The organism is Kitasatospora sp. NPDC050543 (genome assembly GCF_044457565.1).
Lineage (GTDB): Bacteria > Actinomycetota > Actinomycetes > Streptomycetales > Streptomycetaceae > Kitasatospora.
This window is the reverse complement of record NZ_JBITGZ010000014.1, coordinates 91,035-116,157: the sequence shown is the minus strand read 5'-3', so window position 1 is coordinate 116,157 and position 25,123 is coordinate 91,035. Positions and strand designations below refer to the sequence as shown.

28 protein-coding genes are annotated in these 25,123 nt (G+C 73.7%); 15 read left to right on the top strand and 13 right to left on the bottom strand.

The window, feature by feature from the left end:
• Positions 1–3 precede the first annotated feature (3 nt).
• Complete coding sequence (locus ACIBH3_RS19190; protein ID WP_396313176.1) at positions 4–3,231, top strand: error-prone DNA polymerase; 3,228 nt, start codon at positions 4–6, stop codon at positions 3,229–3,231.
• A gap of 108 nt (positions 3,232–3,339) precedes the next feature.
• Here the strand turns inward: ACIBH3_RS19190 and ACIBH3_RS19185 are convergent, their stop codons facing one another.
• Positions 3,340–3,831: a MarR family transcriptional regulator gene (locus ACIBH3_RS19185; RefSeq protein WP_396313175.1), complete on the bottom strand. Its 492-nt coding sequence runs from the start codon at positions 3,829–3,831 to the stop codon at positions 3,340–3,342.
• Positions 3,832–3,969: 138 nt separating this feature from the next.
• Between ACIBH3_RS19185 and ACIBH3_RS19180 the strand changes: the two genes are divergently transcribed.
• A complete protein-coding gene (locus tag ACIBH3_RS19180; protein WP_396313174.1) occupies positions 3,970–4,821 on the top strand; it encodes an alpha/beta fold hydrolase in 852 nt (283 codons plus the stop codon).
• On the opposite strand, the gene ACIBH3_RS19175 is transcribed toward ACIBH3_RS19180, so the two are convergent.
• From ACIBH3_RS19175 to ACIBH3_RS19160, 4 genes are all read right to left on the bottom strand, one after another.
• Positions 4,822–5,511, bottom strand: coding sequence for an aspartate/glutamate racemase family protein (locus ACIBH3_RS19175; RefSeq protein ID WP_396313173.1), 690 nt, complete (start codon positions 5,509–5,511; stop codon positions 4,822–4,824). It lies immediately after the preceding gene.
• 21 nt (positions 5,512–5,532) lie between these two features.
• On the bottom strand, positions 5,533–5,841 hold the full coding sequence (locus tag ACIBH3_RS19170) for a hypothetical protein (protein ID WP_396313172.1): 309 nt from the start codon (positions 5,839–5,841) through the stop codon (positions 5,533–5,535).
• A complete protein-coding gene (locus tag ACIBH3_RS19165; RefSeq protein WP_396313171.1) occupies positions 5,842–6,630 on the bottom strand; it encodes a TIGR03084 family metal-binding protein in 789 nt (262 codons plus the stop codon). It abuts the gene before it with no gap.
• 83 nt (positions 6,631–6,713) lie between these two features.
• Positions 6,714–8,246 carry an AMP-binding protein gene (locus tag ACIBH3_RS19160; RefSeq protein WP_396313170.1) on the bottom strand — a complete coding sequence of 511 codons (1,533 nt, stop codon included), beginning with the start codon at positions 8,244–8,246 and terminating at the stop codon, positions 6,714–6,716.
• A 162-nt stretch (positions 8,247–8,408) separates the two neighbouring features.
• Here ACIBH3_RS19160 and ACIBH3_RS19155 point away from each other — a divergent pair, with 162 nt between their 5' ends.
• The 5 genes from ACIBH3_RS19155 to ACIBH3_RS19135 all read left to right on the top strand — a co-directional run bounded on the left by ACIBH3_RS19155 (position 8,409) and on the right by ACIBH3_RS19135 (position 11,907).
• Positions 8,409–8,864 (top strand): group II truncated hemoglobin, encoded by a 456-nt coding sequence (locus ACIBH3_RS19155; protein ID WP_396313169.1) that lies wholly within the window; start codon positions 8,409–8,411, stop codon positions 8,862–8,864.
• 158 nt (positions 8,865–9,022) lie between these two features.
• Positions 9,023–9,619, top strand: a complete 597-nt coding sequence (locus ACIBH3_RS19150) for a GNAT family N-acetyltransferase (protein ID WP_396313168.1) — start codon at positions 9,023–9,025, stop codon at positions 9,617–9,619.
• A 47-nt stretch (positions 9,620–9,666) separates the two neighbouring features.
• The gene (locus ACIBH3_RS19145) at positions 9,667–10,041 is read left to right on the top strand and encodes a VOC family protein (RefSeq protein WP_396313167.1); all 375 of its coding nucleotides are present in this window, start codon (positions 9,667–9,669) and stop codon (positions 10,039–10,041) included.
• 273 nt (positions 10,042–10,314) lie between these two features.
• Entirely contained in the window at positions 10,315–10,959 is a 645-nt protein-coding gene (locus ACIBH3_RS19140) for an NAD(P)-dependent oxidoreductase (RefSeq protein WP_396313166.1), read from the top strand.
• 69 nt (positions 10,960–11,028) lie between these two features.
• Positions 11,029–11,907: an SMP-30/gluconolactonase/LRE family protein gene (locus ACIBH3_RS19135; protein WP_396313165.1), complete on the top strand. Its 879-nt coding sequence runs from the start codon at positions 11,029–11,031 to the stop codon at positions 11,905–11,907.
• Positions 11,908–11,944: 37 nt separating this feature from the next.
• Here the strand turns inward: ACIBH3_RS19135 and ACIBH3_RS19130 are convergent, their stop codons facing one another.
• Together ACIBH3_RS19130 and ACIBH3_RS19125 are read right to left on the bottom strand one after the other, a co-directional pair.
• The gene (locus tag ACIBH3_RS19130; RefSeq protein WP_396313164.1) at positions 11,945–12,583 is read right to left on the bottom strand and encodes a class F sortase; all 639 of its coding nucleotides are present in this window, start codon (positions 12,581–12,583) and stop codon (positions 11,945–11,947) included.
• A 94-nt stretch (positions 12,584–12,677) separates the two neighbouring features.
• The gene (locus ACIBH3_RS19125; protein WP_396313163.1) at positions 12,678–13,199 is read right to left on the bottom strand and encodes a hypothetical protein; all 522 of its coding nucleotides are present in this window, start codon (positions 13,197–13,199) and stop codon (positions 12,678–12,680) included.
• Between the two features lie 466 nt (positions 13,200–13,665).
• On the opposite strand from ACIBH3_RS19125, the gene ACIBH3_RS19120 reads away from it, so the two are divergent.
• Both ACIBH3_RS19120 and ACIBH3_RS19115 read left to right on the top strand, forming a co-directional pair.
• A complete protein-coding gene (locus ACIBH3_RS19120; RefSeq protein WP_396313162.1) occupies positions 13,666–14,175 on the top strand; it encodes a DUF664 domain-containing protein in 510 nt (169 codons plus the stop codon).
• Between the two features lie 458 nt (positions 14,176–14,633).
• Positions 14,634–15,062: a nuclear transport factor 2 family protein gene (locus tag ACIBH3_RS19115; protein WP_396313161.1), complete on the top strand. Its 429-nt coding sequence runs from the start codon at positions 14,634–14,636 to the stop codon at positions 15,060–15,062.
• A 73-nt stretch (positions 15,063–15,135) separates the two neighbouring features.
• Here ACIBH3_RS19115 and ACIBH3_RS19110 read toward each other — a convergent pair whose 3' ends face one another.
• Together ACIBH3_RS19110 and ACIBH3_RS19105 are read right to left on the bottom strand one after the other, a co-directional pair.
• Positions 15,136–15,777 (bottom strand): TetR family transcriptional regulator C-terminal domain-containing protein, encoded by a 642-nt coding sequence (locus ACIBH3_RS19110; RefSeq protein ID WP_396313160.1) that lies wholly within the window; start codon positions 15,775–15,777, stop codon positions 15,136–15,138.
• A 138-nt stretch (positions 15,778–15,915) separates the two neighbouring features.
• Positions 15,916–16,050 (bottom strand): hypothetical protein, encoded by a 135-nt coding sequence (locus ACIBH3_RS19105; protein WP_396313159.1) that lies wholly within the window; start codon positions 16,048–16,050, stop codon positions 15,916–15,918.
• 236 nt (positions 16,051–16,286) lie between these two features.
• Between ACIBH3_RS19105 and ACIBH3_RS19100 the strand changes: the two genes are divergently transcribed.
• Positions 16,287–16,766, top strand: a complete 480-nt coding sequence (locus ACIBH3_RS19100; RefSeq protein WP_396313158.1) for a DUF5753 domain-containing protein — start codon at positions 16,287–16,289, stop codon at positions 16,764–16,766.
• Positions 16,763–16,960: a DUF397 domain-containing protein gene (locus ACIBH3_RS19095; protein WP_396313157.1), complete on the top strand. Its 198-nt coding sequence runs from the start codon at positions 16,763–16,765 to the stop codon at positions 16,958–16,960. The genes ACIBH3_RS19100 and ACIBH3_RS19095 overlap by 4 nt, the downstream gene beginning before the upstream one ends.
• Positions 16,961–17,024: 64 nt before the next feature.
• Here the strand turns inward: ACIBH3_RS19095 and ACIBH3_RS19090 are convergent, their stop codons facing one another.
• Entirely contained in the window at positions 17,025–17,525 is a 501-nt protein-coding gene (locus ACIBH3_RS19090) for a VOC family protein (protein WP_396313156.1), read from the bottom strand.
• Positions 17,526–17,648: 123 nt separating this feature from the next.
• On the opposite strand from ACIBH3_RS19090, the gene ACIBH3_RS19085 reads away from it, so the two are divergent.
• From ACIBH3_RS19085 to ACIBH3_RS19075, 3 genes are all read left to right on the top strand, one after another.
• On the top strand, positions 17,649–18,116 hold the full coding sequence (locus ACIBH3_RS19085) for a MarR family winged helix-turn-helix transcriptional regulator (RefSeq protein ID WP_396313155.1): 468 nt from the start codon (positions 17,649–17,651) through the stop codon (positions 18,114–18,116).
• A 329-nt stretch (positions 18,117–18,445) separates the two neighbouring features.
• Entirely contained in the window at positions 18,446–19,090 is a 645-nt protein-coding gene (locus ACIBH3_RS19080) for a helix-turn-helix domain-containing protein (RefSeq protein ID WP_396313154.1), read from the top strand.
• Positions 19,091–19,094: 4 nt separating this feature from the next.
• Positions 19,095–20,396, top strand: a complete 1,302-nt coding sequence (locus ACIBH3_RS19075; protein WP_396313153.1) for an MFS transporter — start codon at positions 19,095–19,097, stop codon at positions 20,394–20,396.
• Here the strand turns inward: ACIBH3_RS19075 and ACIBH3_RS19070 are convergent.
• Complete coding sequence (locus tag ACIBH3_RS19070) at positions 20,377–21,576, bottom strand: saccharopine dehydrogenase family protein (protein WP_396313152.1); 1,200 nt, start codon at positions 21,574–21,576, stop codon at positions 20,377–20,379. The two genes, ACIBH3_RS19075 and ACIBH3_RS19070, sit on opposite strands and share 20 nt — an antisense overlap.
• A 135-nt stretch (positions 21,577–21,711) precedes the next feature.
• Complete coding sequence (locus tag ACIBH3_RS19065; RefSeq protein WP_396313151.1) at positions 21,712–22,533, bottom strand: PucR family transcriptional regulator; 822 nt, start codon at positions 22,531–22,533, stop codon at positions 21,712–21,714.
• A 534-nt stretch (positions 22,534–23,067) separates the two neighbouring features.
• On the opposite strand from ACIBH3_RS19065, the gene ACIBH3_RS19060 reads away from it, so the two are divergent.
• Positions 23,068–23,511: a molybdopterin-dependent oxidoreductase gene (locus ACIBH3_RS19060; protein WP_396313150.1), complete on the top strand. Its 444-nt coding sequence runs from the start codon at positions 23,068–23,070 to the stop codon at positions 23,509–23,511.
• Between the two features lie 137 nt (positions 23,512–23,648).
• Here ACIBH3_RS19060 and ACIBH3_RS19055 read toward each other — a convergent pair whose 3' ends face one another.
• Positions 23,649–25,070, bottom strand: a complete 1,422-nt coding sequence (locus tag ACIBH3_RS19055; protein WP_396313149.1) for a hypothetical protein — start codon at positions 25,068–25,070, stop codon at positions 23,649–23,651.
• Positions 25,071–25,123: the final 53 nt, after the last annotated feature.

Below are 25,123 nucleotides of genomic sequence, written 5' to 3'. Positions count from 1 at the left end.
GCGATGGGATTCACCAGCCACCCCTCGCTCCCGTGGAGCGAACTGCACCGACGCCTGGCCGGCCGGCCGCCGGGCCCGGCGGGTGGCGACGTCGTCCCCCTGCGCCAGCGCCAGCCCCGGCCCCCGTCCCCGCGCGGGCCCGAGGCCACCCCCGCACCCCCGTGGGCCGAGCTGCACGTCCACTCCGCCCTCAGCTTCCTGGACGGCGCCAGCGACCCCGAGGCCCTGGTCGAGGAGGCCGCCCGGCTGGGCATCGAGGCCCTCGCCCTGACCGACCACGACGGCCTGTACGGCGCGGTCCGCTTCGCCGGGGCCGCCCGGGAGGCGGGAGTGGCCACGGTGTTCGGCGCCGAGCTGGGCCTGACCCCCGACGAGCACCTGCTGGTGCTGGCCCGCGGCCCGGCCGGGTACCGCCGCCTGTCGGCCGCGATCGGTGCGGCCCAGCTGGCCGGCGGGGTCAAGGGCCGTCCGGCGTACGACTTCGCGGCGCTGGCGGACGCGCACGGCGGCCACTGGGCGATCCTCACCGGCTGCCGCAAGGGCCGGGTGCCGGCCGCCCTGGTGACGGCGGGGCCCGAGGCCGCCGAACGTGAGCTGCGTTCGCTCACCGAGGCGTTCGGCGCGGACAACGTCCACGTCGAACTGATCGACCAGCGGCTGCCCGGCGACGACCTGCGCAACGACGCCCTGGCCGTGCTCGCCGCCCGGGTCGGCCTGCCGGTGGTCGCCTCCACCAACGCCCACCACGCCGGCCCGGCCCAGGGCCGGCTCGCCCAGGGCCTCGCCGCCCTGCACGGGCGCCGCACCCTCCAGGAGGCGGCCGGCTGGACCCAGGCGGCAGGCACCGCCCACCTGCGGTCCGGCCGGGAGATGGCCGCCCGGCTGGCCCGCTTCCCGGGCGTCCAGCGGGCCACCGTCGACCTGGCCCGCGCCTGCGCCTTCGACTTCGGCGGCCTCGAACCCGAGCTGCCCGGCTTCCCCGTCCCGGCGGGCCACACCGAGATCAGCCATCTCCGCGACCTGGTCGCCCACGCCGGACCGGCCCGCTTCGGCCCCGGGAACGACCCCGCCCGCAGGCAGCTGGCCCGCGAACTCGACGTCATCGAACAGCTCGACCTGGCCGGCTACTTCCTGATCGTCCACGACATCGTGGACTTCTGCCGGAGGGCCGGCATCTGGTGCCAGGGCCGCGGCTCGGCCGCCAACTCGGCGGTCTGCTACGCCCTCGGCATCACCGCCGTCGACCCGATCCACTACCGGCTGCTCTTCGAACGCTTCCTCAGCGTCGAACGCGACGGCCCGCCCGACATCGACCTGGACATCGAGAACCGCCGCCGCGAGGAGGTCATCCAGTACGTCTACGAGCGGTACGGGCGCCGGCACGCCGCCCAGGTCGCCAACGTGATCACCTACCGGCCCCGGCTCGCCCTGCGCGACGCCGCCCGGGTGCTCGGCTACCCGCCCGGCCAGATCGAGGCGTTCACCCGGCAGAGCGACTTCCACGCCCCGCCCGGCGCGGACGCCGTCATCCCGGACGACGTGGTCGCGCTCGCCCAGCAGCTGCACGGCCTGCCGCGCCACCTGGGCATCCACTCCGGCGGCATGGTGCTCACCCGGGAGCCCATCGCCGAGATCTGCCCCACCGAGTGGGCCCGGATGCCCGGCCGCTCCGTCCTGCAGTGGGACAAGGACTCCACGGCCGGCGCCGGGCTGGTCAAGATCGACCTGCTGGGCCTGGGCATGCTCGCCGCCCTGCACGACACCTGCGACCTGATCGCCGGACACCACGGTGAGCACTACGACCTGGCGGGCATCCCGGACGACGACCCGGGCGTCTACGAGATGCTCCGCAGGGCCGACACCGTGGGCGTCTTCCAGGTCGAGTCCCGCGCCCAGATGGCCACCCTGCCCAGGCTGCGGCCGGACAACTTCTACGACCTGGTGGTCGAGGTCGCGCTGATCCGCCCCGGGCCGATCCAGGGCGGCTCGGTCCACCCGTACCTGCGCCGCCGCACCGGTGCCGAACCGGCCCGCTGCCCGCACCCGCTGATGGAGAAGGCCCTCGGCAAGACCCTGGGCGTGCCGCTGTTCCAGGAGCAGATGATGCAACTGGCCATCGACTGCGCCGGGTTCAGCCCGGCCGAGGCCGACCGGCTGCGCCAGGCGATGGGCTCCAAGCGCTCCCACGAGCGGGTCGCCAGGCTCCGTGACCGGCTGCTGGCCGGAATGGCCGAGCGCGGCATCCCGGCGGACACCGCCGAGGACGTCTACACCAAGATCGAGGCCTTCTCCAGCTACGGCTTCCCGGAGAGCCACGCCATCAGCTTCGCCTACCTGGTGTACGCCAGCGCCTGGCTCAAGTACCACTACCCGGCCGCCTTCACCTGCGCCCTGCTGGCCAACCAGCCGATGGGCTTCTACTCGCCGCTGAGCCTGATCGCCGACGTCCGGCGGCACGGCGTAGGGGTGCGCGGGGTGGACGTGAACGCCAGCGCGCCCGGCCCCACCCTGGAGCCCGACGACGCCCGGCCGCCCGCCCCACCGCTCACCGCCGGGCGCCCGCAGCCCGCGATCCGGCTGGGCCTGAGCACCGTCCGCGGGATCGGCACCCCGCAGGCCGAGGCCATCGCGGCCGGGCAGCCGTACACCGACCTGGAGGACTTCGCCTGCCGTACCGCGCTGCCGGCGTCCATGCTGGAATCCCTCGCCGCCGCCGGGGCCTTCGGCTGCTTCGGACTGACCCGCCGTCAGGCCCTCTGGTCGGCCGGCGCCCTCGCCACCGTCCGCCCGGACACCCTGCCCGGTACCACCCCCGGCACCGTCGCGCCCCCGCTGCCCGCCATGACCCCCGTCGAGGAGACCATCGCCGACCTCTGGGCCACCGGGACCTCCGCCACCAGCCACCCGATGCAGCACCTGCGGGCCGCGCTGGACCGGGGCGGCGCGCTCACGGCCGCCGCGCTGCTGGCCGCCGAGCCCGGCGCCGCAGTCCTGGTGGGCGGATTGGTGACGCACCGTCAGCGACCGCCCACCGCCGGGGGAGTGCTCTTCATCAGCCTGGAGGACGAGACCGGGCTGATCAACGTCATCTGCAGCCGACCGGTCTGGGAGCAGCAGCGTCGCACCGCCCTGGACCGGGCCGGCCTGCTCATCCACGGCCGCGTCGAACGCGACCACGGCGCCACCAACCTGGTCGCCACCCGCCTCACGCCACTGCGCATCGGCGTCTGAGCCGGTCCGTCCGCCCGTCCCCGGTGCGCTCGTCCGCCTGCCACGTGCTCCACGCGGGCCCGTTCGCCGCGCTGCCCCCTCCGCCCTGGAGGTGCCGACCCGCCCCGCTCACTCCTTCGCGGCGCTGCCCGGGGGTTCGGAGCGCAGCCGGGTCAGGGCCTGCGGGGTCAGGTGCCGGGCCAGCACCTCCAGGGCGGCGGTGACCTCCTGGAGTCGCTGCGGCTCGCCGTCGCCGAGGGCGGCGGCCAGCGCGTCGTCGATGCCGGCGGAGCGGACCTCGGCGACGCGCGCGGAGACCTCGGCGGCCTGGCGGACCAGTAGCCGGCGGCGGTCGGCCGGGTCGGCGACGGTCTCGATGGAACCGGTCTCCCTGAGTCCGGCCACCGCCGTCGACACCTGGCTCTGCGGCAGGCCGGTGCGGGCCGCGATCTCGCCGATCGCGCTGTCGGGGTGGCCGACGACGTCGCTCAGCACGATCAGTACCGAGCGCGTGCTCCCGGACGGCCGGCCCGCGCCGGGGGCGGGGGCCGGTGCCGGCATGGCCTCCTCGCCGATCTTCATCAGGGTCCGGCCCAGCAGGAACAGCTCGACTCCGTTCATGACCGCGACGATACATCAAGAGAGATGTATCCATTCAGATGCATCTCTCTTGATGTATCGAATCAGATGCTTTATGGTGGAGTCAGGACGGAACGCGGAACGACGCCGCACACGGAACACGACTTCAGGGGGCACCAGATGACCGACCGCAAGCGCGACATGCTGTCCGTGCCGGGCGCCACGCTCTACTACGAGGTCCGCGGCAGCGGGCCGCTGCTGCTCGTCTCCCAGAGCGGCGAGGGCGACGCCAACCGCAGTGACGCCATGGTGGACCACCTCACCGACCGGTACACCGTGGCGACCTACGACCGCCGGGGCCTGTCCCGCAGCACCGCCGAGGACCCGACGCTGCCCGTCACCCCGCAGACCCACGGCGAGGACCTGCACCACCTGCTGGCCGCGCTGACCGACCGGCCCGCCCTGGTGCTCGGGTGCAGCCTCGGCGCGCTCTACGGACTGCACCTCGTCGCCGCCCACCCCGGGCAGGTCGCCACCCTGATCGCCCACGACCCCGCCACCCCGGCCCTGCTGCCGGCCGCAGAGCGGGCCCGGATCCGGGGCATCCTGGCCGACGTCCAGGCCGTCCACCGGCGGGAGGGCTGGGCCCCGGCCCTGCGGAAGGTCGCGGACGCCGTCGGCATCGACCCCGCGACGATGGAGACCGAACCGGGCTTCACGATGCCGCCGATGACCGCGGAGCGGATCGCCAACATCGAGTACTACCTCGACAACGACATCTCGGAGCTGCGCGACAGCACCCTCGGAGCCGGCGACCTGGCCGCCGTCGCCACACCGGGCGCCACCTCCCCCCGGATCGTGGCCGCCGCAGGGCGGAACTCGCACGCGGCATGGAACTACCGCTGCGCCGAGGAGCTGGCCACCCTGCTCGGCACCCCCGTCGCCGACTTCCCCGGCGGCCACAACGGCAACACCACCCACCCCCTCGCCTTCGCCAGCCGCCTCCACCAGCTCCTCAGCGCAACCCCCTGACTACGCCAGCGCCGCGTCGACGGCGGCCTCGGCGTGCAGCCGGGTGGTCGCGAAGACGGGGACGGGACTGTGCTCGGGCCGGACGAGCAGCTCGATCTCGGTGCAGCCGAGGATGACGCCCTCGGCGCCGGCGGCCACCAGTCCGTCGATGACGGCGCGGTAGGCGGCCCGGGACTCCTCCCGGATGACGCCCAGGCACAGCTCCTCGTAGATCACCCGGTGGACGAGTGCCCGGGAGTCCGCGTCCGGCACCAGCACCTCCAGGCCGTGGCCGGCCAGTCGGCCACGGTAGAAGTCCTGCTCCATGGTGAAGGCCGTGCCCACCAGCCCGACCCGCTTCAGCCCCTCGGCCCGGACGGCCGCCGCAGTCGTGTCGGCGAGGTGCAGCAGCGGGACCGGCGCCGCGGCGGCGACCTGGTCGGCGACCTTGTGCATGGTGTTGGTGCAGATCAGCAGCAGGTCGGCACCGGCCGCCTCCAGTGACCGCGCGGCGGCCGCCAGTACTTCGCCGGCCTCCTCCCATCGCCCCTCGACCTGCAAACGTTCGATCTCGGCGAAGTCGACGGAGTACAGCACGCACTTCGCCGAGTGGAGCCCGCCGAGGCGCTCACGGGTCAGCTCGTTGAGGAGGCGGTAGTACTCCGCCGTGGACTCCCAGCTCATGCCGCCGATCAGGCCGATGGTCTTCATCCGGCCACCCTGTCACATCCGTCAGAACGGTGGTACGTCGTCCAGGTCCACGATCTGTCCGCCGGCGATCCGTACGGTGTGCCAGACGTCCTGGCCGTCGCCGTCGCCGTCGCCGTCGCCGTCGCCGTCGCCCGGGCGCTGGGTCGGCGGGACGGAGGTGAAGTCGTGCTCGGTGGCCGCCTGCCGGACGGGCCAGGCCGCGGGGACGTCCTGCGCCCGGGTGACCGGGTCGGCATCGTGCGCGGCCGCCCAGCGGTCCAACTGGGCGTCGAGCAGTGGGGTCAGGTACTGAGGAGGTTTGGCGCCGCCGAGCGCACCGGGACAGCCCACCTACACCTCCCCGGCCTCCCGCCCCTTGCCGGGCGGACCGGCGAAGGCCTGCGCGATCGGCAGCCAGGCCACCGCCGTCCCGCCCTCGGCGGACAGCGTCAGATCGGCCAGGTGCCGGCGCTGGGTGACCAGCAGGCAGAAGTCCAACGCCGGTCCGGTCACCCGGTCCGCCGCGTCCTCCGGGCCCCAGGCCCACAACTCGCCTTCAGGACCGGTCAGTTCCACCCGTACGGGCGCGGAGGGCGCGGGCAGTCCGTGCACACCGAACGCGAATCCCATGGTGCGTACGCCCAGATGCGCCACCTGCCGCAGTCGCGCGGACGGCACCCGGGCGGCGCCGAGCGCGTCGGCGACGTCCTGCCCGTGCGCCCAGGTCTCCATCAGTCGTGCGGTCACCATCGACGCGGCCTTCATCGGCGGCCCGAACCACGGCAGCCGGACGTCCGGGGGCACCGCGCCCAGCGCCACCGAGAGGGCCTCCCGCCCGGCGCGCCAGCGGGCCAGCAGCGCCGCAGGTGTATCGTCCGCGCCCCGCCTCGCGCCCTCCTCGACCGGGTCGGAGCCCGGTGCGAACATCCCCTCGGCGGCGTCGGCGAACGCCTGCGGATCCCGTACGGACAGCAGCGCCCAGTCGTCCGTCCACGCCAGGTGGGCGATCTGGTGCGCGATCGTCCACCCCTCGGCCGGCGTCGCCCGGGCCCAGGCGGCGGGCGGCAGCGGAGCCACCAGGCCGTCCAGTTCGGCGCTCTCGGCCCGCAGGTCGGCCAGCAGTGCGTCCAGGCTCGCCATCGGTCGTCTCCCTCTCGGTAGGACCACGGGCGCAGACTACGGCCACCGCCCCGAACACGGAACACGACAACACCGTGGGACGGTCAGTTCACCCCCCGCTCCCGCCCCGCCCAGTACGGCTCGCGCAGCCGGAACTTCTGCAGCTTGCCCGTCGTCGTCCGCGGCAGCGCGTCCCGGAACTCCACCGACGTCGGCGACTTGTAGCCGGCCAGTCGCTGCTTGCAGTGCGCGATGAGCTCCGCCTCGTCCGCGCTCCGCCCGGCCTTGAGGACCACCAGCGCCTTCACCGTCTCGCCCCACTTCTCGTCCGGTACGCCGATCACCGCGACCTCGCCGACGGCCGGGTGGTCGTACAGGCAGTCCTCCACCTCGATCGAGGAGACGTTCTCCCCGCCGCTGATGATGACGTCCTTCTTCCGGTCGGAGATCGTGAGGTAGCCGTCGGTCATGGTGCCGCCGTCGCCGGTGTGGAACCAGCCGTCCCTGAGCGCCTCGGCGCTCTCCTCCGGCTGGTGCCAGTAGCCCTCCAGCACCGTGTTGGAGCGGATCACCACCTCGCCCTGCCCGTCCACCCGCAGCCGGGTGCCCAGCGCGGGCGAGCCCGCCTGCACCAGCCGCTCCGCCCGCTCGGCGGAGGGCAGTGCGTCCCACTCGGACCGGCTGCGGTTGACGGTGGCGATCGGGGAGGTCTCGGTCAGGCCGTAGATCTGCATGAACTCCCAGCCCAGCTCGGACTCGATGCGCTGCACCACCGAGGTCGGCGGCGGCGCGCCCGCGACGATGATCCGCACCCGGTCGCGCCCGGGGATCGGGCCCTCCCAGTCGGCGGCCGCGTCCAGCACCATGGTGGCCACCGCCGGGGCGCCGCACAGGAAGGTCACCCCGTGCCGCTCCACCCGCCGCAGGATCTCCGCGCCGTCCACCTTGCGCAGCGCGATGTGCTGCGCGCCCAGCCCGGTCAGCGCGAACGGCAGGCCCCAGCCGTTGGCGTGGAACATCGGCAGGGTGTGCAGGTAGACGTCCCGGTCGCTCGCGCCGAAGTGCAGGCCCATCAGTACCGCGTTGAGCCAGATGTTGCGGTGGGTGAGCTGAACCCCCTTGGGGCGGGCGGTGGTTCCACTGGTGTAGTTGATCGTGGCGGTGTCCGACTCGGAGATCTCGTACCGTCGTGGTGGCTTCTCGAAGTCGTACAGCACCGCGTCGCTCTCGGCGCCGAGTACGAACCTGTGCTCGGCCGGCACCTCCGCCAGCGACTCGGCCAGCTCGGGGTCGACCAGCAGGACGGATGCGCCGCTCTGCTCGACGATGTACGAGACCTCCTCGGCCCGGAGCCGGAAGTTGACCGGGACCAGCACCCGGCCGTGGCCGCTGACACCGAACATCGAGGTCATCAGCCGCGCCGAGTTGTGCGACACGATCGCGACCCGCTCCCCGGGCCCGACACCCAGCCGGTCGAGCCCGGCGGCCTGCGCCCGGGCCAGCTCGGCGACCCGACGGTAGGTCAGTTCGCCCCAGGAGGCGGCCGGCTGCACCGGCTCGTCGACGATCCCGACCCGGTCGCCGTAGACCAGCTCGGCGCGGTCGAGGAAGTCCATCACGGACAGTGGAGTCTGCATGCGCCCACTCTGCCGGGACGCGCGCCCGCTGCACACCCCCGTGCCGGGGTGTCGTGGGGGAACACCCGTCCGGTTGCGCCACACGCGAACAACGCCGCGCCTGCGGCCGGCCAACGCGCATGCTGGGCAAGGACATTGCCCGATCGGACTCCGAGGAGAGACATGACCGACCACAGCGAGAGCCTGTTCGAGGCCGTCGGCGGCCTCGACGCACTGCGCCGACTCAGTGACACCTTCTACGACGCCGTGCTCGCGGACCCACTGCTCGCACCGGTCTTCGCGAACTTCACCAGAGGGCACGTCGAGCACGTCGCGGTCTGGCTCGCCGAGGTCTTCGGTGGCCCGGCCGGCTTCACCGCCGAACTGGGCGGCCACCAGTCGCTGCTCCGCGCCCACCTCGGCCTGTCGATCACCGAGGAGCAGCGCACCCGTTGGATGGAGCTGATGGCGGCCGCCGTGCAGAAGGAGCTCCCGGACGACGAACTCCTGCGCCGCCGGGTGCTGGAGTACTTCGACTGGGGCACCAGGATCGCCCGCGACGTCTCGGCCGCCCCGGTCGGTGAGAACCTGGGCGACCCGGGCCCAACGCCCCGCTGGGGCTGGGACGGCCTGATCTGAGCGGCCCGCCGGGATCCGAGCGACCCGCCGGCCCGGCGCCCCGTCGGGACGGCGGCCGACGCGTGGGTACGCCGAGGTGCCGCAGCGCTGCGGCACCTCGGTGCCGGCGGCGGTGGCACGACTACCCTGGCGATCAGCCGATCACGCCCGGGGGAGTCATGTCGAACACCGCCCTTTGGGTGGACGCCACCGCGTCCGCCCCCGCCCTGCTACTGCGCCCGTGGCGGGACGGCGACGCCGGGCCGCTGATCGAGGCCTACCGGGATCCGGTCCTCCGGCGCTGGACGCGGATGCCGGTGGAGGGTCCCGAGGACGCGGTCCGGTGGCTGGAGACGCAGCGGGTCGGCTGGGAGACCGGGAGCCGGCTCAGCTTCGCCGTCGTCGAACCGCACCCCGGGGCCGGAGCCGGAGCCGGAGCCGGGGCCGGAGCGGGCCGTCTGGTGGCCAACGTGGCCCTCAAGTGCGGGCCCCCGGGCGCGCCGTCCGCCGAGGTCGGGTACTGGACGGCCGCGTCCGCCCGGGGCCGCGGGGTGGCGCCGCGGGCGGTGGCGGCGCTGACGGGCTGGGCCTTCGAGAGTTTCGCCGCCGGCGGTCTGGAGCGCCTCGAACTGCTGCATCAGGTGGACAACCCGGCGTCCTGCCGGGTCGCGGAGAAGAGCGGGTACCGCTTCGACCGGGTGCTGCCCGCCGAACCGCCCTTCCCGCGTGACGGGCACCTGCACATCCGCCGCGCCCCGGCTCTCGACCGCGAGTAGCCGGAAACCGCTGGACCGCGGTGCTGGGCGGCGGCATAGTGACGATCATGGCTTCTCTTGCACGACACATGACATTCGACTGTGCCGACGCCTACCGGCTCGGCAGCTTCTGGGCCGGGGTGCTCGGCGCCTCGTTGAGCGACGAGGACAAGCCCGGTGACCCGGAGGCGCTGGTGCAGTCCGAGGGCGTCGCCCTGCTCTTCGTCACCGTCCCGGAGGCGAAGACGGTCAAGAACCGCGTCCACCTCGACCTCCAGCCGCAGGACCGTACCCGCGACGAGGAGGCCGAGCGGCTGCTCGCACTCGGCGCGACCCTGGTCGGCGACCACCGGCGGCCCGACGGCACCGGTTGGGTGACGCTGGCCGACCTCGAAGGCAACGAGTTCTGCGTCGAGCGCAGCGCCGCCGAGCGCACCGGCTGACGCACCTCGCCGTCGCGCCACCTCGCCACCTCGGCGGCAACGGCCGCCCGCCCCCTCCGCGCGTACGGAGGGGACGGGCGGCCGTCCTGCCTGCGGCGCCCGCCCGCCGATGGGTCACTCCCCGGGTGGCCGGCCACCCGGGGCCCGAAGCGCCGACCCCGCGTCCCCCCGGCGGAGGTGACTGCCCGGCAGGCAGCGTACGGGTGGCGTGTCCGGCCCGGGGGCGGGTGCGGCGGGTGCTACTGCTGGGACTTCCGGCAGAAGGAGGTACCCATGGCCACGATCGCCGTCATCGGCGCCGGCGGCACCATCGGCAGCGCCATCGTCGTCGAGGCGCTGGCCCGTGAGCACGAGGTGACCGCGGTGGTGCGCGACCCCGCGCGCTACCGGGGCGAGGGCGTGGCGGTGGCGGCGGCCGACGTGCTCGACCCGGCGGACGTCGCGCGGGTCGCCCGGGGCCAGGACGTACTGGTCAGCGCGGTCGGCGGCGGGGACGGCCCGGGCCGCGGACGCCTGATCGAGCCCGCCGCCCGCGCACTGGTCGAGGGCCTGCGCTCGCTGGGCGGCGACGCGCCGCGACTGATCGCCGTCGGGGGTGCGGGCAGCCTGGAGACGGCGCCGGGGGTCAGGGTCTGGGACGCTCCGGGCCTGCCCGACTGGCTGCTGCGGATCATGCACGCGCACGGTGCGGCGCAGGACTACTTCAACACCGTGACGGACGTGCGCTGGACGGTCGTCAGCCCGGCCGCGACCATCGAGCCCGGGCCTCGTACCGGCCACTACCGCACCAGCCTGGACCACCTGGTGAGAGACGAGGAGGGCCGGAGCTGGATCTCCGTCCAGGACTTCGCGGTGGCGCTGGTCGACGAGATCGAGCAGCCCGAGCACATCGGCGAACGCTTCACCTGCGCACGCTGATCTCCCGCACGCTGATCTCCCGCACGCCCCGCGCCCCTCACCCGCCCCACCGCCGAGGAGACGATCTCCGTGACCGAGCCCCGCATCCTCCTGACCGGACTCGTCCTCGGCGAGTCACCCCGGTGGCACCAGGACCGCCTCTGGTACTGCGACTGGGGCTCCCACGAGCTGGTCACCGTCGATCCGGCCGGTCAGACGGCCGGTCACCGCGAAGTCGTCGCGCACGTAGCGGCGTTCCCGTTCTGCATCGACTGGCTGCCCGACGGCCGGCTGCTCGTCCTGGCGGGCAGCGACCGGATGCTGCTGCGCCGCGAGCCGGACGGCTCGCTGGTGCCCCACGCGGACCTGCGCGCGCTCTGCGACCGGCCCTGGAACGAGGTCGCCGTGGACGGCCGGGGGTACGCCTACGTCAACTGCATCGGCTTCGACCTGATGACCGGTAAGGAACCCGCAGCCGGCCTCGTCGCCGTGGTCGCCCCCGACGGTTCGGCGCGCCGGGTGGCCGAGGACGTGGCCTTCCCCAACGGCATGGCCGTGACGCCGGACGGCTCGACGCTGATCCTCGCCGAGTCGTACGCGGGCCGGCTCACCGCCTTCGACATCGGGGCCGACGGCGGGCTCTCGGGCCGCCGGGTCTGGGCCGCCGTGGACGGCGCGGCCCCGGACGGCATCGCCCTCGATGCGGAGGGCGCCGTCTGGTACGCCGACGTGCCGAACAGGTGCTGCGTGCGGGTGCGCGAGGGCGGTGAGGTGCTCCAGCGGATCGAGCTCGACCGGGGCTGCTTCTCCTGCGCCCTCGGCGGCCCGGACGGCAGGACGCTCTTCATGACGGCGGCCGAGTGGAACGGCCCGGCGGCCGCCGGCTCCGGCACCCCCACCGGCCAGGTACTGACCGCCACCGCCCCGGCCCCGGCCGCCGCCCGCCCGCCCCGCCATCCGGTGCACTGACCCGCCGCGTGCGTCCGGGCAGCGGCCGCCGCCGGGTTCAGGCGGCTTCGAGCGCGGTGAGGTGGGCGTACACGACCACGTTCCCCTGGTAGCCGGTCTGCCTGCTGTACGTGCCGCCGCAGGTGATCAGCCGTAGCTGGGCGTCCGGGGTCGGGCTGTACACCCGGGCGTCGGGGAAGCCGGCCTTGGTGTACGCCTCGACGGCGTCGATGCCGAACACCGCGGTGCTCCGGTCGGCGCGCTCGATCCGGATCAGGTCGCCCCTGCGGAGCGTGGCGAGGTTCCAGAAGACCGCAGGGCCCGCCGTGGTGTCCACATGCCCGCTGAGGATGGCGTTGCCCGCCTCGCCGGGTGAGGGCCAGTCCTGGTACCAGCCGGCGAGGTTGCGGTCGGACGCGTCCGGCACCAGCAGGTGCCGGTCCCGGTCCAGGCCCAGCCCCTGGACGGGCGCGTCGACGTCGATGACCGGGATCCTGATCCGCACCGGTGGGGAGTGCCCGGCCGCCGGCCGCACCTGCCCGCCCGGGCCGGCGGTGACCGTCCGGTCACGGTTGGGAGCCTCGGCGGCGGTCGGCGCGGGCGGGTGCGGTGGCGCCAGCCCGTCCTGGACGAGCAGGCAGGCCAGCAGCAGCGCCGTCAGCAGCACGGCCCTGGGGAACAGCGTCCGCTGCGGCATCCGGGGTCCTTCCCTTCCCGCGTGTCCCCACGCGAGGGTGCGCCCCCGGCTCGGGGACGCACCCTTCTACGGCTCTACAGCGACCTGTGCGGGCTCAGGCCCGGCCGTCGGCCCGGCGACGGCGCAGGTACGCGGCGCCGCCGACGGCCGCAGCAGCCAGCGCGGCGCCCGCGGCGACCTCGCCGGCGTCCGCGCCGATGCCCGCACCGGTCGCGGCCGGGCCCGTGGGCTGGGCGGCGACGGCGGCGACGGTCACCGTGACCGTCCACGCCGAGGCGCTGTCACTCGACAGGCAGTGGCCGCTGATAGTCACCGACTTCGCGCCGGCCAAGGCGGCGGCGAGCTTGCCCGTGCCCTCGAACTTGCCGCCACCGACGGCCTTGAACTTCACGGCCTCCTGGAGGCCCTGCCCCTCGCCGGGGGTGGGGGAGGGGTTCGCGAAGGCGGAGCAGTCCAGCGAGATGGTGAAGGAACCGCCCGGTGCCACCGTCGACGGCGAGACCTTGGCGCTCGCCCCGCCCACGGTGGCGGTACCGGCCAGGGCGACGGGGGCGGCGGTCAGGACGGCCGCGACGGCTGCGCCTACGGCGCACAGGGCTATACGGGAGTGACTCATCGCTTCGGTGATCCTCTTCTGATCCCGCCGGGCAGGCCTCTGCGGTCAGAGGGCCGTTGACGAGCCCGCGGGGGTCGCAGACATCGATCACCCGCCGGGCCGGTCGCCATGGCCGACACGCCGGCCGTTCACCGGGCCGGGGGACACCGGGCAGGGCCGAACGGCGGCCGGGTACCGCCGGGCGGGCGACCGGGATCCCGAGAGGGGCGGACATGCCGAAGGGCCGGTGCGCGGCACCGGCCCTCGGGGAACCGTTCGGGGAGCGGATCGCTCGACATTGAGCTACAGCCCCGGGCGTGGAGCTGGGAGGACTTGAACACTCCATCTACCCGCTCACCCACAACCCTACGCCGGTGCGGACACGAATCAACCTCTGGCGGCCCGAGGCCTCCCACGCGCGCACACTGGAGGGAAGATATGTGCCGAAATGTCCTCACGGGCTGTCCCGCAGGAAGGGAAGTCGCACATGAACAGCGTGGATGTACTGGTCGACGCGTTCGGCCGGATCCGGGAGGCCGTCCATGACGTCGTCGAAGGCCTGAGTGCCGACGAGCTGTCAGCGCGGGTCGACCCCCAGGCCAACACGATCGCCTGGCTGGTCTGGCATCTGACGCGCATTCAGGACGACCACATCGCCGATGTGGCGGGTACCGAGCAGATCTGGACCGCACAGGGCTGGAACGACCGCTTCAAGCTCCCGTTCTCCGACCGGGCCACCGGCTACGGGCACGGCGCCGAGGACGTGGCCGCCGTGCGGGTCGGCTCCCCGAAGCCGCTCACCGGCTACTACGACGCGGTGCACGAGCGCACGCTGGAGTACCTGGGCGGGATCACCGGCGCCTCGCTCGCCCGGGTGGTGGACGAGGCGTGGACCCCGCCCGTGACGCTGGGCGTGCGACTGGTGAGCGTGATCTCCGACGATCTGCAGCACATCGGCCAGGCCGCGTTCGTCCGCGGCGTGCTGCGGCGGCGGTAGCGCCGTGCGCTCGGTGGAGGTGGCCGGGAAGGCCTCGGGGCTGTCCGCCCAGGCGCGCAGGCGGCGGACGGTGGCCGGGCTCAGGTCCAGGTAGAGCCGCCAGGTGGAGCGGCCGGGGCAGTCCGGGTCCTCGGGCTGCCGGCACCGGTGGCAATGGGTGAAGAAGGCATCCGCGAGGCGATGGGCGACTGCCTCGTCGGTCATGTCGGGACTCCTGTCAGGTCGAAGGGCTGGTGGCCGCCCCGGATACGAGGTGCTTCGGCTCCCCCCGGCCTCAGGAGTGGGTGACGGCCGTGTCGGTACGGCCGGAGCCTTCTGCCCTCCTCGCCGGGACCAAAGGCCCGGCGGGACAGGGCCCTTCCGCCCTCCCACGCAGGTCAGGGGCGGTCTGTCAGTGTCCCTTGCTAGCGTCGCGCTCCCGTGGAACCGAAGGGAAGCGAAACGTGAGGACGGTCATGATGGGCGCAGACGACACCCGCGAGCTCGGCATCCGGCTGTACGACCGGTGGACGGCACTGTGGAACCACGACCTGGACCTCGCAGTTCCGATCATGGCCCCGGAGTTCACCCTGCGCTACGCCCAGGCCGGCGCCGAGGTGTTCGACGACGCCCGGACCCCGCCGCAGCTCGCCGACATCATCGCGGCCTGGCACAAGGGCCGACCCGGGCTCACCTTCACCGCCGAGGGCGTCGCGGTCGTCGACCTCACGCTCGTCGACGGTGTGCCGAGCGGCCTGGTCGCCCGCCCTTACCGGGCGAGCTTCACCGGCGAGGACGGCGACGTCGTCGAGCGGAGCGGGACGGACATCCTCCGGGTCGCCGACGGCCTGATAGCCGAGGTCTGGTCGGTCTCCTCCGGCGTCGGCGGGCGGACGTTCTACCGGTAGTGGTGGGTCGTGGCCTGCCGGTCACCGCTGGTGTCGGCTTCGGCGCGGCGGGGCGAGTCCGGGGGCGGTCCGGTCAGCCGCCGGAGCCGAGGGTCTCCAGGTGCCGTCGCAGTACCTGCCGCAACAGCTGCGGCGGGGAGCGGTCCGGCAGCAGCACGGCCTGGAGGGTGAGCCCGTCGAGGAGGGCGGTCAGCCGGGCGGTTTCCAGGGGGAGGTCCAGGTCCTGCGACAGCCCGCCGGACCGCTGCGCCTCGGACAGGACGTGGGAGACCAGGGCGTGCATCTCCTGCTGGTGCTCGGCGGCGCAGGGCCGCAGCTGGGGGCGGGTGTGCAGGGCGGCGGTGAAGGCCAGCCAGACTGCGGCCTCCTCCCGGCGGGCGTCGTCCAGGGGGAGGAACTCGGCCAGCAGCTCCTCCAGGGTGGCCCGCGGGGCGGCGGCGGGGGTGCTGGCGTCGCCGGTGCCGTCCGCGGAGGCCAACGGCCGTTCGGTGTGCGCGCGCAGGCGCTCGCCGATGCGGGCGCCCAGTTCCTCCATGGCGAAGATCATCAGCTCGTTGTGATCGGCGAAGTAGTGGCGGATGGAGCCGATGGCGAGCCCGGACTCGTCGGCGACGTTGCGCAGTGACGCGTGCTCCAGCCCGAGCCGGCCGACGACGGCCAGGACGGCCTGGGCGACGGCCCTGCGGCGGGCGGCGGGATCGACGAGTTTGGGCACGCTGCCGTTATAGCGCGGGCGGGCTGGCGCGGCGGGTGCGAAACGCCTGGTGATCGCGGTCGGGGTGTGGGTGATGGAGCGGCTGGTGCCGGTCGAAGGGCGCCCCGGCGAACCGGGGTGCCCTTCGGCGGTGGAACGTCAGGAGGGCTTGACGTGGACGGCGTGGTCTACCTCGGCCCAGAGGAAGCGCCCCCGGCTGCCGAACCTGTCGGCGGTGGCGGCGACTTCGAGAGCGGCGACGGTGACGTCGGCGCTCGCGCCGGCGAGCGGCACCTCGATGCGATGGCCGGCCGGGGTGGTGATCAGCTGGGCGAGGACGGCTGCGGCGCCTCGTCGGTTCTGCTGTCCAACTCGCCCATCACTGTTCTCCGTTGCGCTGATCGATTGCCGGATCGGGATGTCCGGAACCGAGGAGGAGCTGGGCGCGATGGTTGCCTACTCCGCGGACTACGTGGGGCTGGCAGAGCTGGCCAAGCGGACTCCGAAGATCGAGTTCGTCCAGAAGGTCGATGAGGCACTTCACCGAGGACTACGCCCGGGAGGTGATGTTCAAGGCCAGAGTTGAGAATCTGGAGGACAAGCTGGCGGTTCGGATGGCGCGGCAGTCCATCCTTGAGCAGCCGTCACCGCCGATGACGTGGTTCATCGTCGAGCAGGCCGCGTTGCGCAAGCCGGTGGGTGGCGCCGTGGTGATGGCGGCCCAGCTCGAAGCGCTGCTGGAGCTGATTCGAAGATTGCGCATCGAGTTCCAGGTGATCCCGGAGAGCGTCGGAGCTCACGCCGCAATGGGTACGGGCCTCACGATCTTCTCGTTTGCCGAGGGGCCCGACGAGGTCTATGTGGAGAACCAACTCGAAGGTTCATTCATCACGAGTCCGGAGGACGTGAGGCGTTGCGTGCGGATCTATGATCTGGCCCGGGCGGTGGCTCTCTCCACTGATGACTCGATCGATCTGATCGTCTCAGCGCTGAAGGAAGTGAAGTCATGACGACTATGGCCGGCGTCCTGCCGAACGCGTGGCGTAAGAGCACGTACAGCCTTGGTGAGGGTGAGTGCATCGAGGTGAACGATGCCGTCCCCGGAGCAGTTCGGGACAGCAAGGATCCCGAAGGCCCGGCGCTTCGGTTCTCCCCGGATGCGTGGCGTTCCTTCACTCGCTGGGCCGCGATGTTCGAGGTGTGACTTCTGCCGTGCGTGCGGCGCCACCGGCCTGGCCGGTGGCGCCGTCTGGCGTCCGCCTCGCGCGTCAGGTGGCGGAGCCGGCGGCGGCGCCCGTCCTCAGCTCGGTGCCCCAGCGGTCGATGGACTGGCGCAGGTCCAGGGGGCGCAGGCGGTTCTCCTCGTCCTTGCTGGGCCAGTCCTCGCGGGGGACGCGCCACATGATCTCGAACTCGATGCCGTCGGGGTCCTTGGCGTAGAGCGACTTCGACACCAGGTGGTCGGTGGCGCCGACCATCGAGCCGCGCTCCTGGAGCTTGCCCGCGATCTCGGCGAGTTCGCCGAGTGTGCCGACCTCCCAGGCCAGGTGGTACAGCCCGACCTGTCCGTGCGACGCGCCGACGGCCCGCTCGCCGACCGAGAACAGGCCGAGGTCGTGATCGTTGAGGGTGTCCGCCGCGCTGAGGAAGGCCGCGCGGCCGGGGATCTCGACGTCGACCTTGAACCCGAACACGTCGGTGTAGAACTCGACGGCCCGGGCGACGTCACGGACGTAGAGGACCGCGTGGTTCAGGCGGCGTACTGGCATGGCGCTCTCCTTCGGGGTCCGCCGGTGGGGGTGGCCCGAGAACAGGGTGGTTCAAATTTGAACCTTGACACTTCTGACGGTACACCGTGGTTCGAATTTGAACAACAGGAGTACGATTCCCCCATGAACGAACCCCGCTGGCTCGACCAGGACGAGATGGCCGCATGGCGGGGCTTCGTCGCCGCGAGCAACCTCCTCAACCGGCGACTGGAGCGCCAGCTCAAGGAGGACTCGGGCCTCTCCCACGCCCAGTACGAGATCCTCGTCCACCTCTCCGCCTCCCCGGGCGGCGAGCTGCGGATGACCGAGCTGGCCGACAAGCTGGTCACCTCCAAGAGTGGCCTCACCTACCAGGTCACGCAGCTGGAGAAGGCCGGGCTGGTCGGCCGCCGCTCCTGTCCCAGTGACGTACGCGGCATCTTCGCCGTACTCACCGAGCGGGGGCGCGAGGCGCTGCGCCGGGCGGCGCCCGGACACGTCGCGCTGGTGCGCGAGCTGCTGATCGACGTGCTCAGCCGCGAGCAGCTGGCCGTCCTGGCCGAAGGTCTCGGCGAGGTCAGCGCCCGCCTGCGGGTGGACGACGGGGCGTAGGCGCGCCGCCGGGTCGACGCCGATGGACTTGGCGGTGCAGGCGAGCGGGAAGGTGTGGGACTACGCGCCGCTGTCGCTGATCGTGGAGGAAGCCGGGGGCTCCGTTCAGCGGACACGCGGACAATCCCACCCGGTCACGGGAATCGCCATCTTTGCGGGCGGTGACGACATGCGGATGGCCACTCGCGCCGCACTCGGCGAGCGGTGAGGACTCGGGGGTGGCCGGCGCTGCCGGTATCGCCCGGATTCGCAGGCGGCTGAACCGGATGCCGAACTGACGACCCGTGAGGCTTGTCGAGCGACATGTGTCGAGCGTACTCTCTCGAAACATGTCTTCCGACGAATCTCGCCCGCCGCGCCGGCTCAAGGACCCGAAGGCGATGCGCGCCGTTGCCCATCCCACCCGGCTCGCGCTGCTGGACGCGCTGGCGCGGCACGAGCCGCTCACCGCGACCGAGGCCGGTGAGCTGATCGGCGAGTCGCCCACCAACTGCGCGTTCCACCTGCGGACGCTGGCCAAGTACGGGTTCGTCGAGGAGGCCGGCGAGGCCCCCGGCCGGCGGCGGCCGTGGCGACTCACACACGCCGGATTCACGGTGGACCCGGCTGAGGGCGATGCCGAGCTGTCCCATGCGGCCGAGGCCCTGGCCCGACTGCTCTGGGACACCTGGCTCGGCCGGGCCGGTGTGGTCAATGCCCGCCGGGTGGGCTTCAGCGGGGCCTGGCAGCAGGTCACCAGTGGCACCGAGAGCCTGGCGTACGTGACCCCGGAGGAGGCCGAGCAGCTCACGGTCGAGCTGCGGGAGGTGATCGACCGGTACCGGGACCGGTTGGAGGACCCGGCCCGCCGCCCGGCCGGGAGCCTGCCCGTCGAGCTGCTGCTGTTCAGCTACCCGCGCGACGCCGCCGAGCCGGGCCACCTGCCGCAGGGCGGCGAGGCCGCGCCCGCCGGGCACTTCGAGCCGGAGGTCTGAGGGGATGCGACGCCTGCTGGCCGACCGCGACACCCGGCTCTACCTCGTCGGGCAGATCCTCTCCGGAGTGGGCGACTCGGCGCTGTGGCTGGCCCTGGGCATCTGGATCAAGACGCTCACCGGGAGCGCCTCGGCTGCCGGGCTGTCGTTCTTCGTCTTCGCGCTGGGCACCCTGGGCGGCCCGCTCGGCGGCGTGCTCGCCGACCGGATGCGTCGGCGCCCGCTGCTGATCACGGCCAACCTGGCCACCGCCGCGCTGGTCCTGCTCCTGCTGCTGGTCCGGGGCCCGGGCCAGCTCTGGCTGATCTATGTCGTCATGTTCGGCTACGGACTCTCGGCGGCCGTCCTCGGACCGGCGCAGGCCGCGCTGCTCCAGACCCTGGTGCCTCAGGAGACCCTGGGTGACGCCAACAGCCTGCTGCAGACCATGCAGTGGGGGACGAGGCTGTTCACCCCGCTGCTCGGTGCCGGGCTGCTGGCGGCGTTCGGCGCGACCCCGATGATCATCGGCGACGTGGCGACCTTCCTGGTGGCCGCGGCCTCGCTGCTCGCGCTGCGGATACGCGAGGCCCGCCCGTGCCCACCCGGGCAGGGGCAGGGCCGGTGTCAGGGGCAGGGGAATCGGCGCCGGCACCGGCTCGCCGAGGCCGCGGCCGGTGCCCGCCACATCCGCGACACCCGCGCCCTGCGGCAGTTGACCCTGGCCGGCGCGTTGACGGTGACCGCCTTCGGCCTGTCCGAGACCGCCGTCTTCGCGGTCGTCAGTGACGGGCTGCACCGGCCCGACACGTTCCTCGGGGTGCTGATCTCGACCCAGGGGGTGGGTGCCGTGCTCGCCGGAGTCTCGGCGGCCGCGCTGATGCGGCGGCTCGGCGAAGGCCGCCTGGTGGCCCTCGGCCAGGCGGGTGCGGCGATCGGGTTCCTGCTCCAGGCCGTGCCGTCGACGCCGTCCGCCCTCGCCGGGGCGGCGCTGGTCGGGGCCGGTCTGCCCTGGATCAGCGTCGGCGTCATGACGCTCTATCAGCGGCGCGTACCGCCGGAGCTGATGGGCAGGGCGCAGGCGGCGCTCGGCCTGGCGCTCTCCACCCCGCAGACGATCGCGATCGCGTTCGGCGCCGCGCTGATCACCGTCCTCGACCACCGGGTCCTGCTGCTGGCCATCGCCGGGCTGGCCGCCCTGGCGTCGGCGTACCTGTTCACCCGCCCCGAGCAGCGCCGCGCCGGTTCGGCGCTGCCGGAGCCGGCGGAGGCGTCAGGGCCGGCGGCCGCACGGGACGCCGAGGCCGTCAGCCCTTGTGGACGCTGAACTTGATGCCCGCCGCGATCAGCCGCTCGGTGAGGGCATCGCCCATCGCGGTGGCCGTGGTGACCTGGCCGGCGGTGGCGGGGAGGTCGTCGAAGGCCAGGCAGAGGGCCGACTCGGCGAGCATCTTGGACGTCTCGCCGTAGCCGGGGTCGCCGCCCGACACCGAGGTGACCACGCGCCGGCCGCCGCCCTCACCGAGGAACACGACCTTGAACCAGGACTTCGCCCGCTTCTCGGCCGACGGCCCCTCGCCCGGCTGCTTGCGCCCCAGCAGCCAGTTGCGCGCGGGCGGTACCTGGGCCAGCGCCAGCAGCGCGCCCGCACCGCCCGCCAGCCCGACGGCGACCGGCAGCGTCCGTACGGCCAGGTAGTGGCCGTAGGCGAAGTCCGGGCCGTAGCCGTCCAGGGCGCGCGCCGACCGCAGCACGATCTGCGGGTCGATGGTCGGGGCGGGCAGCGCCCAGGCGCCGACCCTCCGCTCGTGCCGGGGCAGGCCCGGCAGCCCGCGTACCCGGCGGGCGGTCGGGCGGTCCTCGGCCCGGCCCGCCGCCCGGTCCTCCGCGCGGCGGCGTTGCGCCGCGAGCTTCACACCGGTCCGCACCCGGGCGAACGCCGTCACCGCCGAGTGCAGGGTGCCCCCGGAGAAGGTGGCGTTCGCCCGGACGAACCCCTCCACCTTCAGCGGCACGCCCTCGGGGAGCTGCTTGACCGTGAAGTACACCCCCAGGTCGTACGGGATGGAGTCGAACCCGCAGCAGTGCACCAGTCGCGCGCCGCTGGCCACCGCCGTGGCGTGGTGCCGCAGGTAGGTCCGGTCGACGAACTCGGGCTCGCCGCTCAGGTCGACGTAGTCCGTCCCCGCCTCGGCGCAGGCGCCGACCAGCGCGTCCCCGTAGTGGACGTACGGGCCCACCGTTGTGATCACCACCCGGGCGGACTCGGCGACCGCCCGCAGCGAGGCCGGGTCGGCGGCGTCCGCCGTGAGCAGGTCCAGCTCGGCCAGCGCGGGGTCGATCACGGCCAGCCGCGCCCGTACCGCGCTCAGCTTGGCGTGGCTGCGACCGGCCAGCGCCCAGCGGGTGGCGGCGGGTGCGTGCCGCGCGAGGTACTCGGCGGTCAGCTCGCCGGTGAAGCCGGTGGCCCCGAACAGGACGACGTCGTAGGTGCGGCCGGTAGGCATGCCCGGAACAGTACCCACGGGTAACCCCAGCGTCCAGAGCCCGCCACCCGTTTCCCGCACCCGCCCTGGGCCTGTGCCGCGCTGAGCGGTCCGGGGAACGAGCGGGGCCCAGCGCGGACGGTTCAGTGCGGGGGCTCAGTGCGCGGTGGGGGCGCAGAGGAGGGCGGCGCGCAGGTCCAGGCGGTCCTGGAGGCGGGCGAGGTTGCGGCCGGTGAGCTCCTCGACGCGGCGGACCCGGTAGTGCACGGTGTTGACGTGGACGTGCAGCGACTCGGCCGTCCGGGCCCAGGAGCAGTCGTGGTCCAGGAAGACGGCCAGGGTGCCGAGCAGGGAGACGCTGTTCTCCCGGTCGTGGGCGGCCAGCGGCGCCAGCAGCCGGGTGTGGAAGGCGGTGGTGACCTCGGGCGGGATGCCCCGCAGCAGCCCGGCGAGGGAGTCGAGTTCGGCCGCGCTGCCGATCGGGGCCGGGTCGGGCGCGGCGCCCGCGAGCACGTAGCGGGCCTGGACCAGCGCCGCCCGCAGCGGCCCGGCGCCGGGCGCCGCGGCGGGGCCGACCCCGGCGCGCAGCGTCCGGCCGCCGGTCAGCCGGGCCTGGAGGGCCGGCCGGGCCCGCCGCAGCTGGGCGGCGACCCGCTCGGCGGGTGCGGCCACCAGCGCGGCCGTCCGACCGTGGCTGTCCGTCCCGGCGGCGAACGGTGCATCCAGCGGGTACAGGGCCCCGGCGAGCGCGTACGCGGCCCAGGCGGCGGGTGTGGGCGCGCCGTCGATCTCGGCGGCGACCGTGACCAGCGGCGTGTGCGGGGGGAGGCCGCAGGCGGTGAGCGCTTCGGTGAGGTCGGCGGGGCCGTCGGGGGCGAGCCGGCCGAGCAGCTCGCCGAGCGCGCGGCGGCGGGCGGCGGCCTCGGTGTGGGCGCGGGTGGCGAGGGGCGCGAGCAGCTCGGCGAAGGCGTGCAGCATCGGCGTGGGAGCCGGGGCGGGGGCGGCTGCCGGGGTGCTACCGGGGTCGGCGCGCGGATGCAGCAGCCAGCCGTCGAACGGGGACGCGTCCTGCGGGCCGATCGCCAGGCCGCCCGCGGGCTGCGCCGCCCGATCCGGGTCCGTACGATCCGGGTCCGCGTGGCCGTCGGGCCGGGCAGGGCGGGCACCTTCGGTGGTGCTGTCGGTGCTGCCGGTGCCGGTGAGGCCGACGGCGCCGGTGGGGCCGGCGATGGTCCGTCCGGCCGCGGTGGAGATGGAGCACGCCGGTACGCCGAGGGGGTGCTGCGGGGTGCCGTCCGGATCCGGCCGTCCGCCCTATTGCGTCCTTGCGTGTCCTGGCGCCGGGTGCCCGTGCCGTCGGCGTTTGAACCGCAGACGCCAGGGACGTAGGCGGGTATCCATCGCCGATGCGGCTGAAAGATTGCTTTCACCATCGCAGATGCGAATGCTATGGGCGGCTCACGGGTGCCACCCTCCCGGACCGTGCCAGGCGGTCCGGGAGGAGCGTGCCGCATGAAATCCCCCGCCACCGTCCGGCTGCACGGCCACCTCGACGAGCCCGTCGAGCTGACGGTGGGACAACTGCGCGAGCTGCCCACCGAGCAGGTCGAGGTGAGCTTCGACTGCCTGACCGAGGGCGCGCAGCGGCACGGGTACGAGGGCCCCCGGCTCTGGGATGTGCTGCGCGCCGCCCGCCCGAGGATCGACTTCACCGGCCGCAAGCAGCGGCTGAGCTTCCTGCTGGCCGTCAGCGGCGCGGACGGCCACCGCGCGGTGCTCTCCTGGGCCGAGATCGACCCCGACTTCGGCGGGCAGCAGATCCTGCTCGCCACCAGCATGGACGGCGCTCCGCTGGACGAGTCGGGACCGCAGCTGGTGGTGCCGGCGGACCACTGCGGCGCGCGCTACGTGAGCGGCGTCAGCTCGGTCTGGCTGGGGCCGGTCGCCCAGGGCTGAGCGCGGCGCCGGCCGGGCCACGGGCACCGGGAGGGGCGGCGGGCCTGAGGTGCGGCCCGCCGCCCGGTGCGTGGCCGGCGGCTGAGGGCTGAGGGCTGAGGGCTGGGGGCGGCTGGGGGCGGCGCTGGGGGCGGTGCTCAGCGCAGCGTGAAGCGGGTGCGGGCGGTCGCCGAGTCGTCCGTGGGGTCGGGGTCGGGCGTCGTGGAGGTCACCTTGGCCGTCGCGCTCACCGTGTGCGGGAAGGTCGCCATGGCGGTCACCTGGATGACGCGTCGTGCCCCGACCTTCAGCGGCCCTAGGTTCCAGGTCAGCTGAGTGGGTGTCTGCCGCTTCGGGCGCGCGGTGGCCGCCGTCACCGGCAGGTCCAGCGGCTTGGTCAGGGTGACGGTGACGGCGGCCGCGGTGGCCGGCCCGGGGTTGGTCACGGTGAGGGTGTAGGTGTACGCCGAGCCGGTCCGTACGGTGGCGGGCGCGCCGAGCCCGACCCTCACGTCGGCGGTCGGCCCGCTCACGCCGGTCTGCACCCGCCCGATGACGCCGCTGAGGAGCTCGGTGAACCAGACGTTGCCGTCCGGGCCGGCGGTGAGGTGGAACGGAGTGCTGCCCGGGTGGGTGGCGGGGACGAGGTACTCGGTCACCACACCGCCCGGGGTGACCCGCGCGACCTGGTCGGCGTTGGACTCGGCCACCCAGAGGTTGCCGTCGGGGCCGGTGGTGATACCGATCGGACCGCTGTTGGGCGTGGTGAGCGGGAACTCGTGCACGGCGCCCGTGTCGGGGCTGATCCGTCCGATGCCGTTGAAGCCGCTCCCGGAGAACCAGAGGTTGCCGTCGGGGCCGCTGGTGATCGAGTCGGGGAAGGAGTCCGGGGTGGGCAGTGGGTACTCGGTGACGGACCCGGTGGGCGTGATCCGTCCGATCTTGTTGGCGAACAGCTCGGTGAACCAGAGGTTGCCGTCCGGGCCGGCGGTGATCCGGTAGGCGGAGTCGCCCGAGGGGATGGGGTACTCGGTGAAGACTCCGGCGGTGGTGACCCGGCCGATGCTGCTGGTCCCGGCCTCGGTGAACCACAGGTTGCCGTCGGAGCCGGCGGTGATGCCGAGCGGGAAGGAGTTCGCGGTGGGCACCGTGAACTCGTCGATGGCGGACCCCGAGGTGGTGATCCGGCCGATCGCGTTGATACCGGACTCGGTGAACCACAGCCGCCCGTCGGGGCCGCTGGTGAGGGTGTCCGGGGAGCTGTCCGGGTGGGAGAGCGGGAACTCGGTGACGGCGCCGGAGGTGCTGATCCGCCCGATCCGGTTGCCGCGGTTCTCGGCGAACCACAGGTTGCCGTCGGGCCCCGCGGTGATGCCGATCGGAGCGTTGTCAGCGGTGGGGATGCCGAACTCGGTGATGTCACCGGTTGCCGCCCGCGCGGGCGTGGCGGCGAGCGGCAGGCTGATCAGGGTGCCGAGCAGCGCGGCGGTGACCCGGCGGTGCCATCGGGGGGTGGCCGGGACTCGGGGCTCGGACGGGTGTTGGGGAGGGGGGCCGCTCACGGCGGCAGACGTGTTCATGGCCCAGGCCTACCGCCGCGGCCGTGAGCGCCACGGGCAGTGGGCCGGACGAG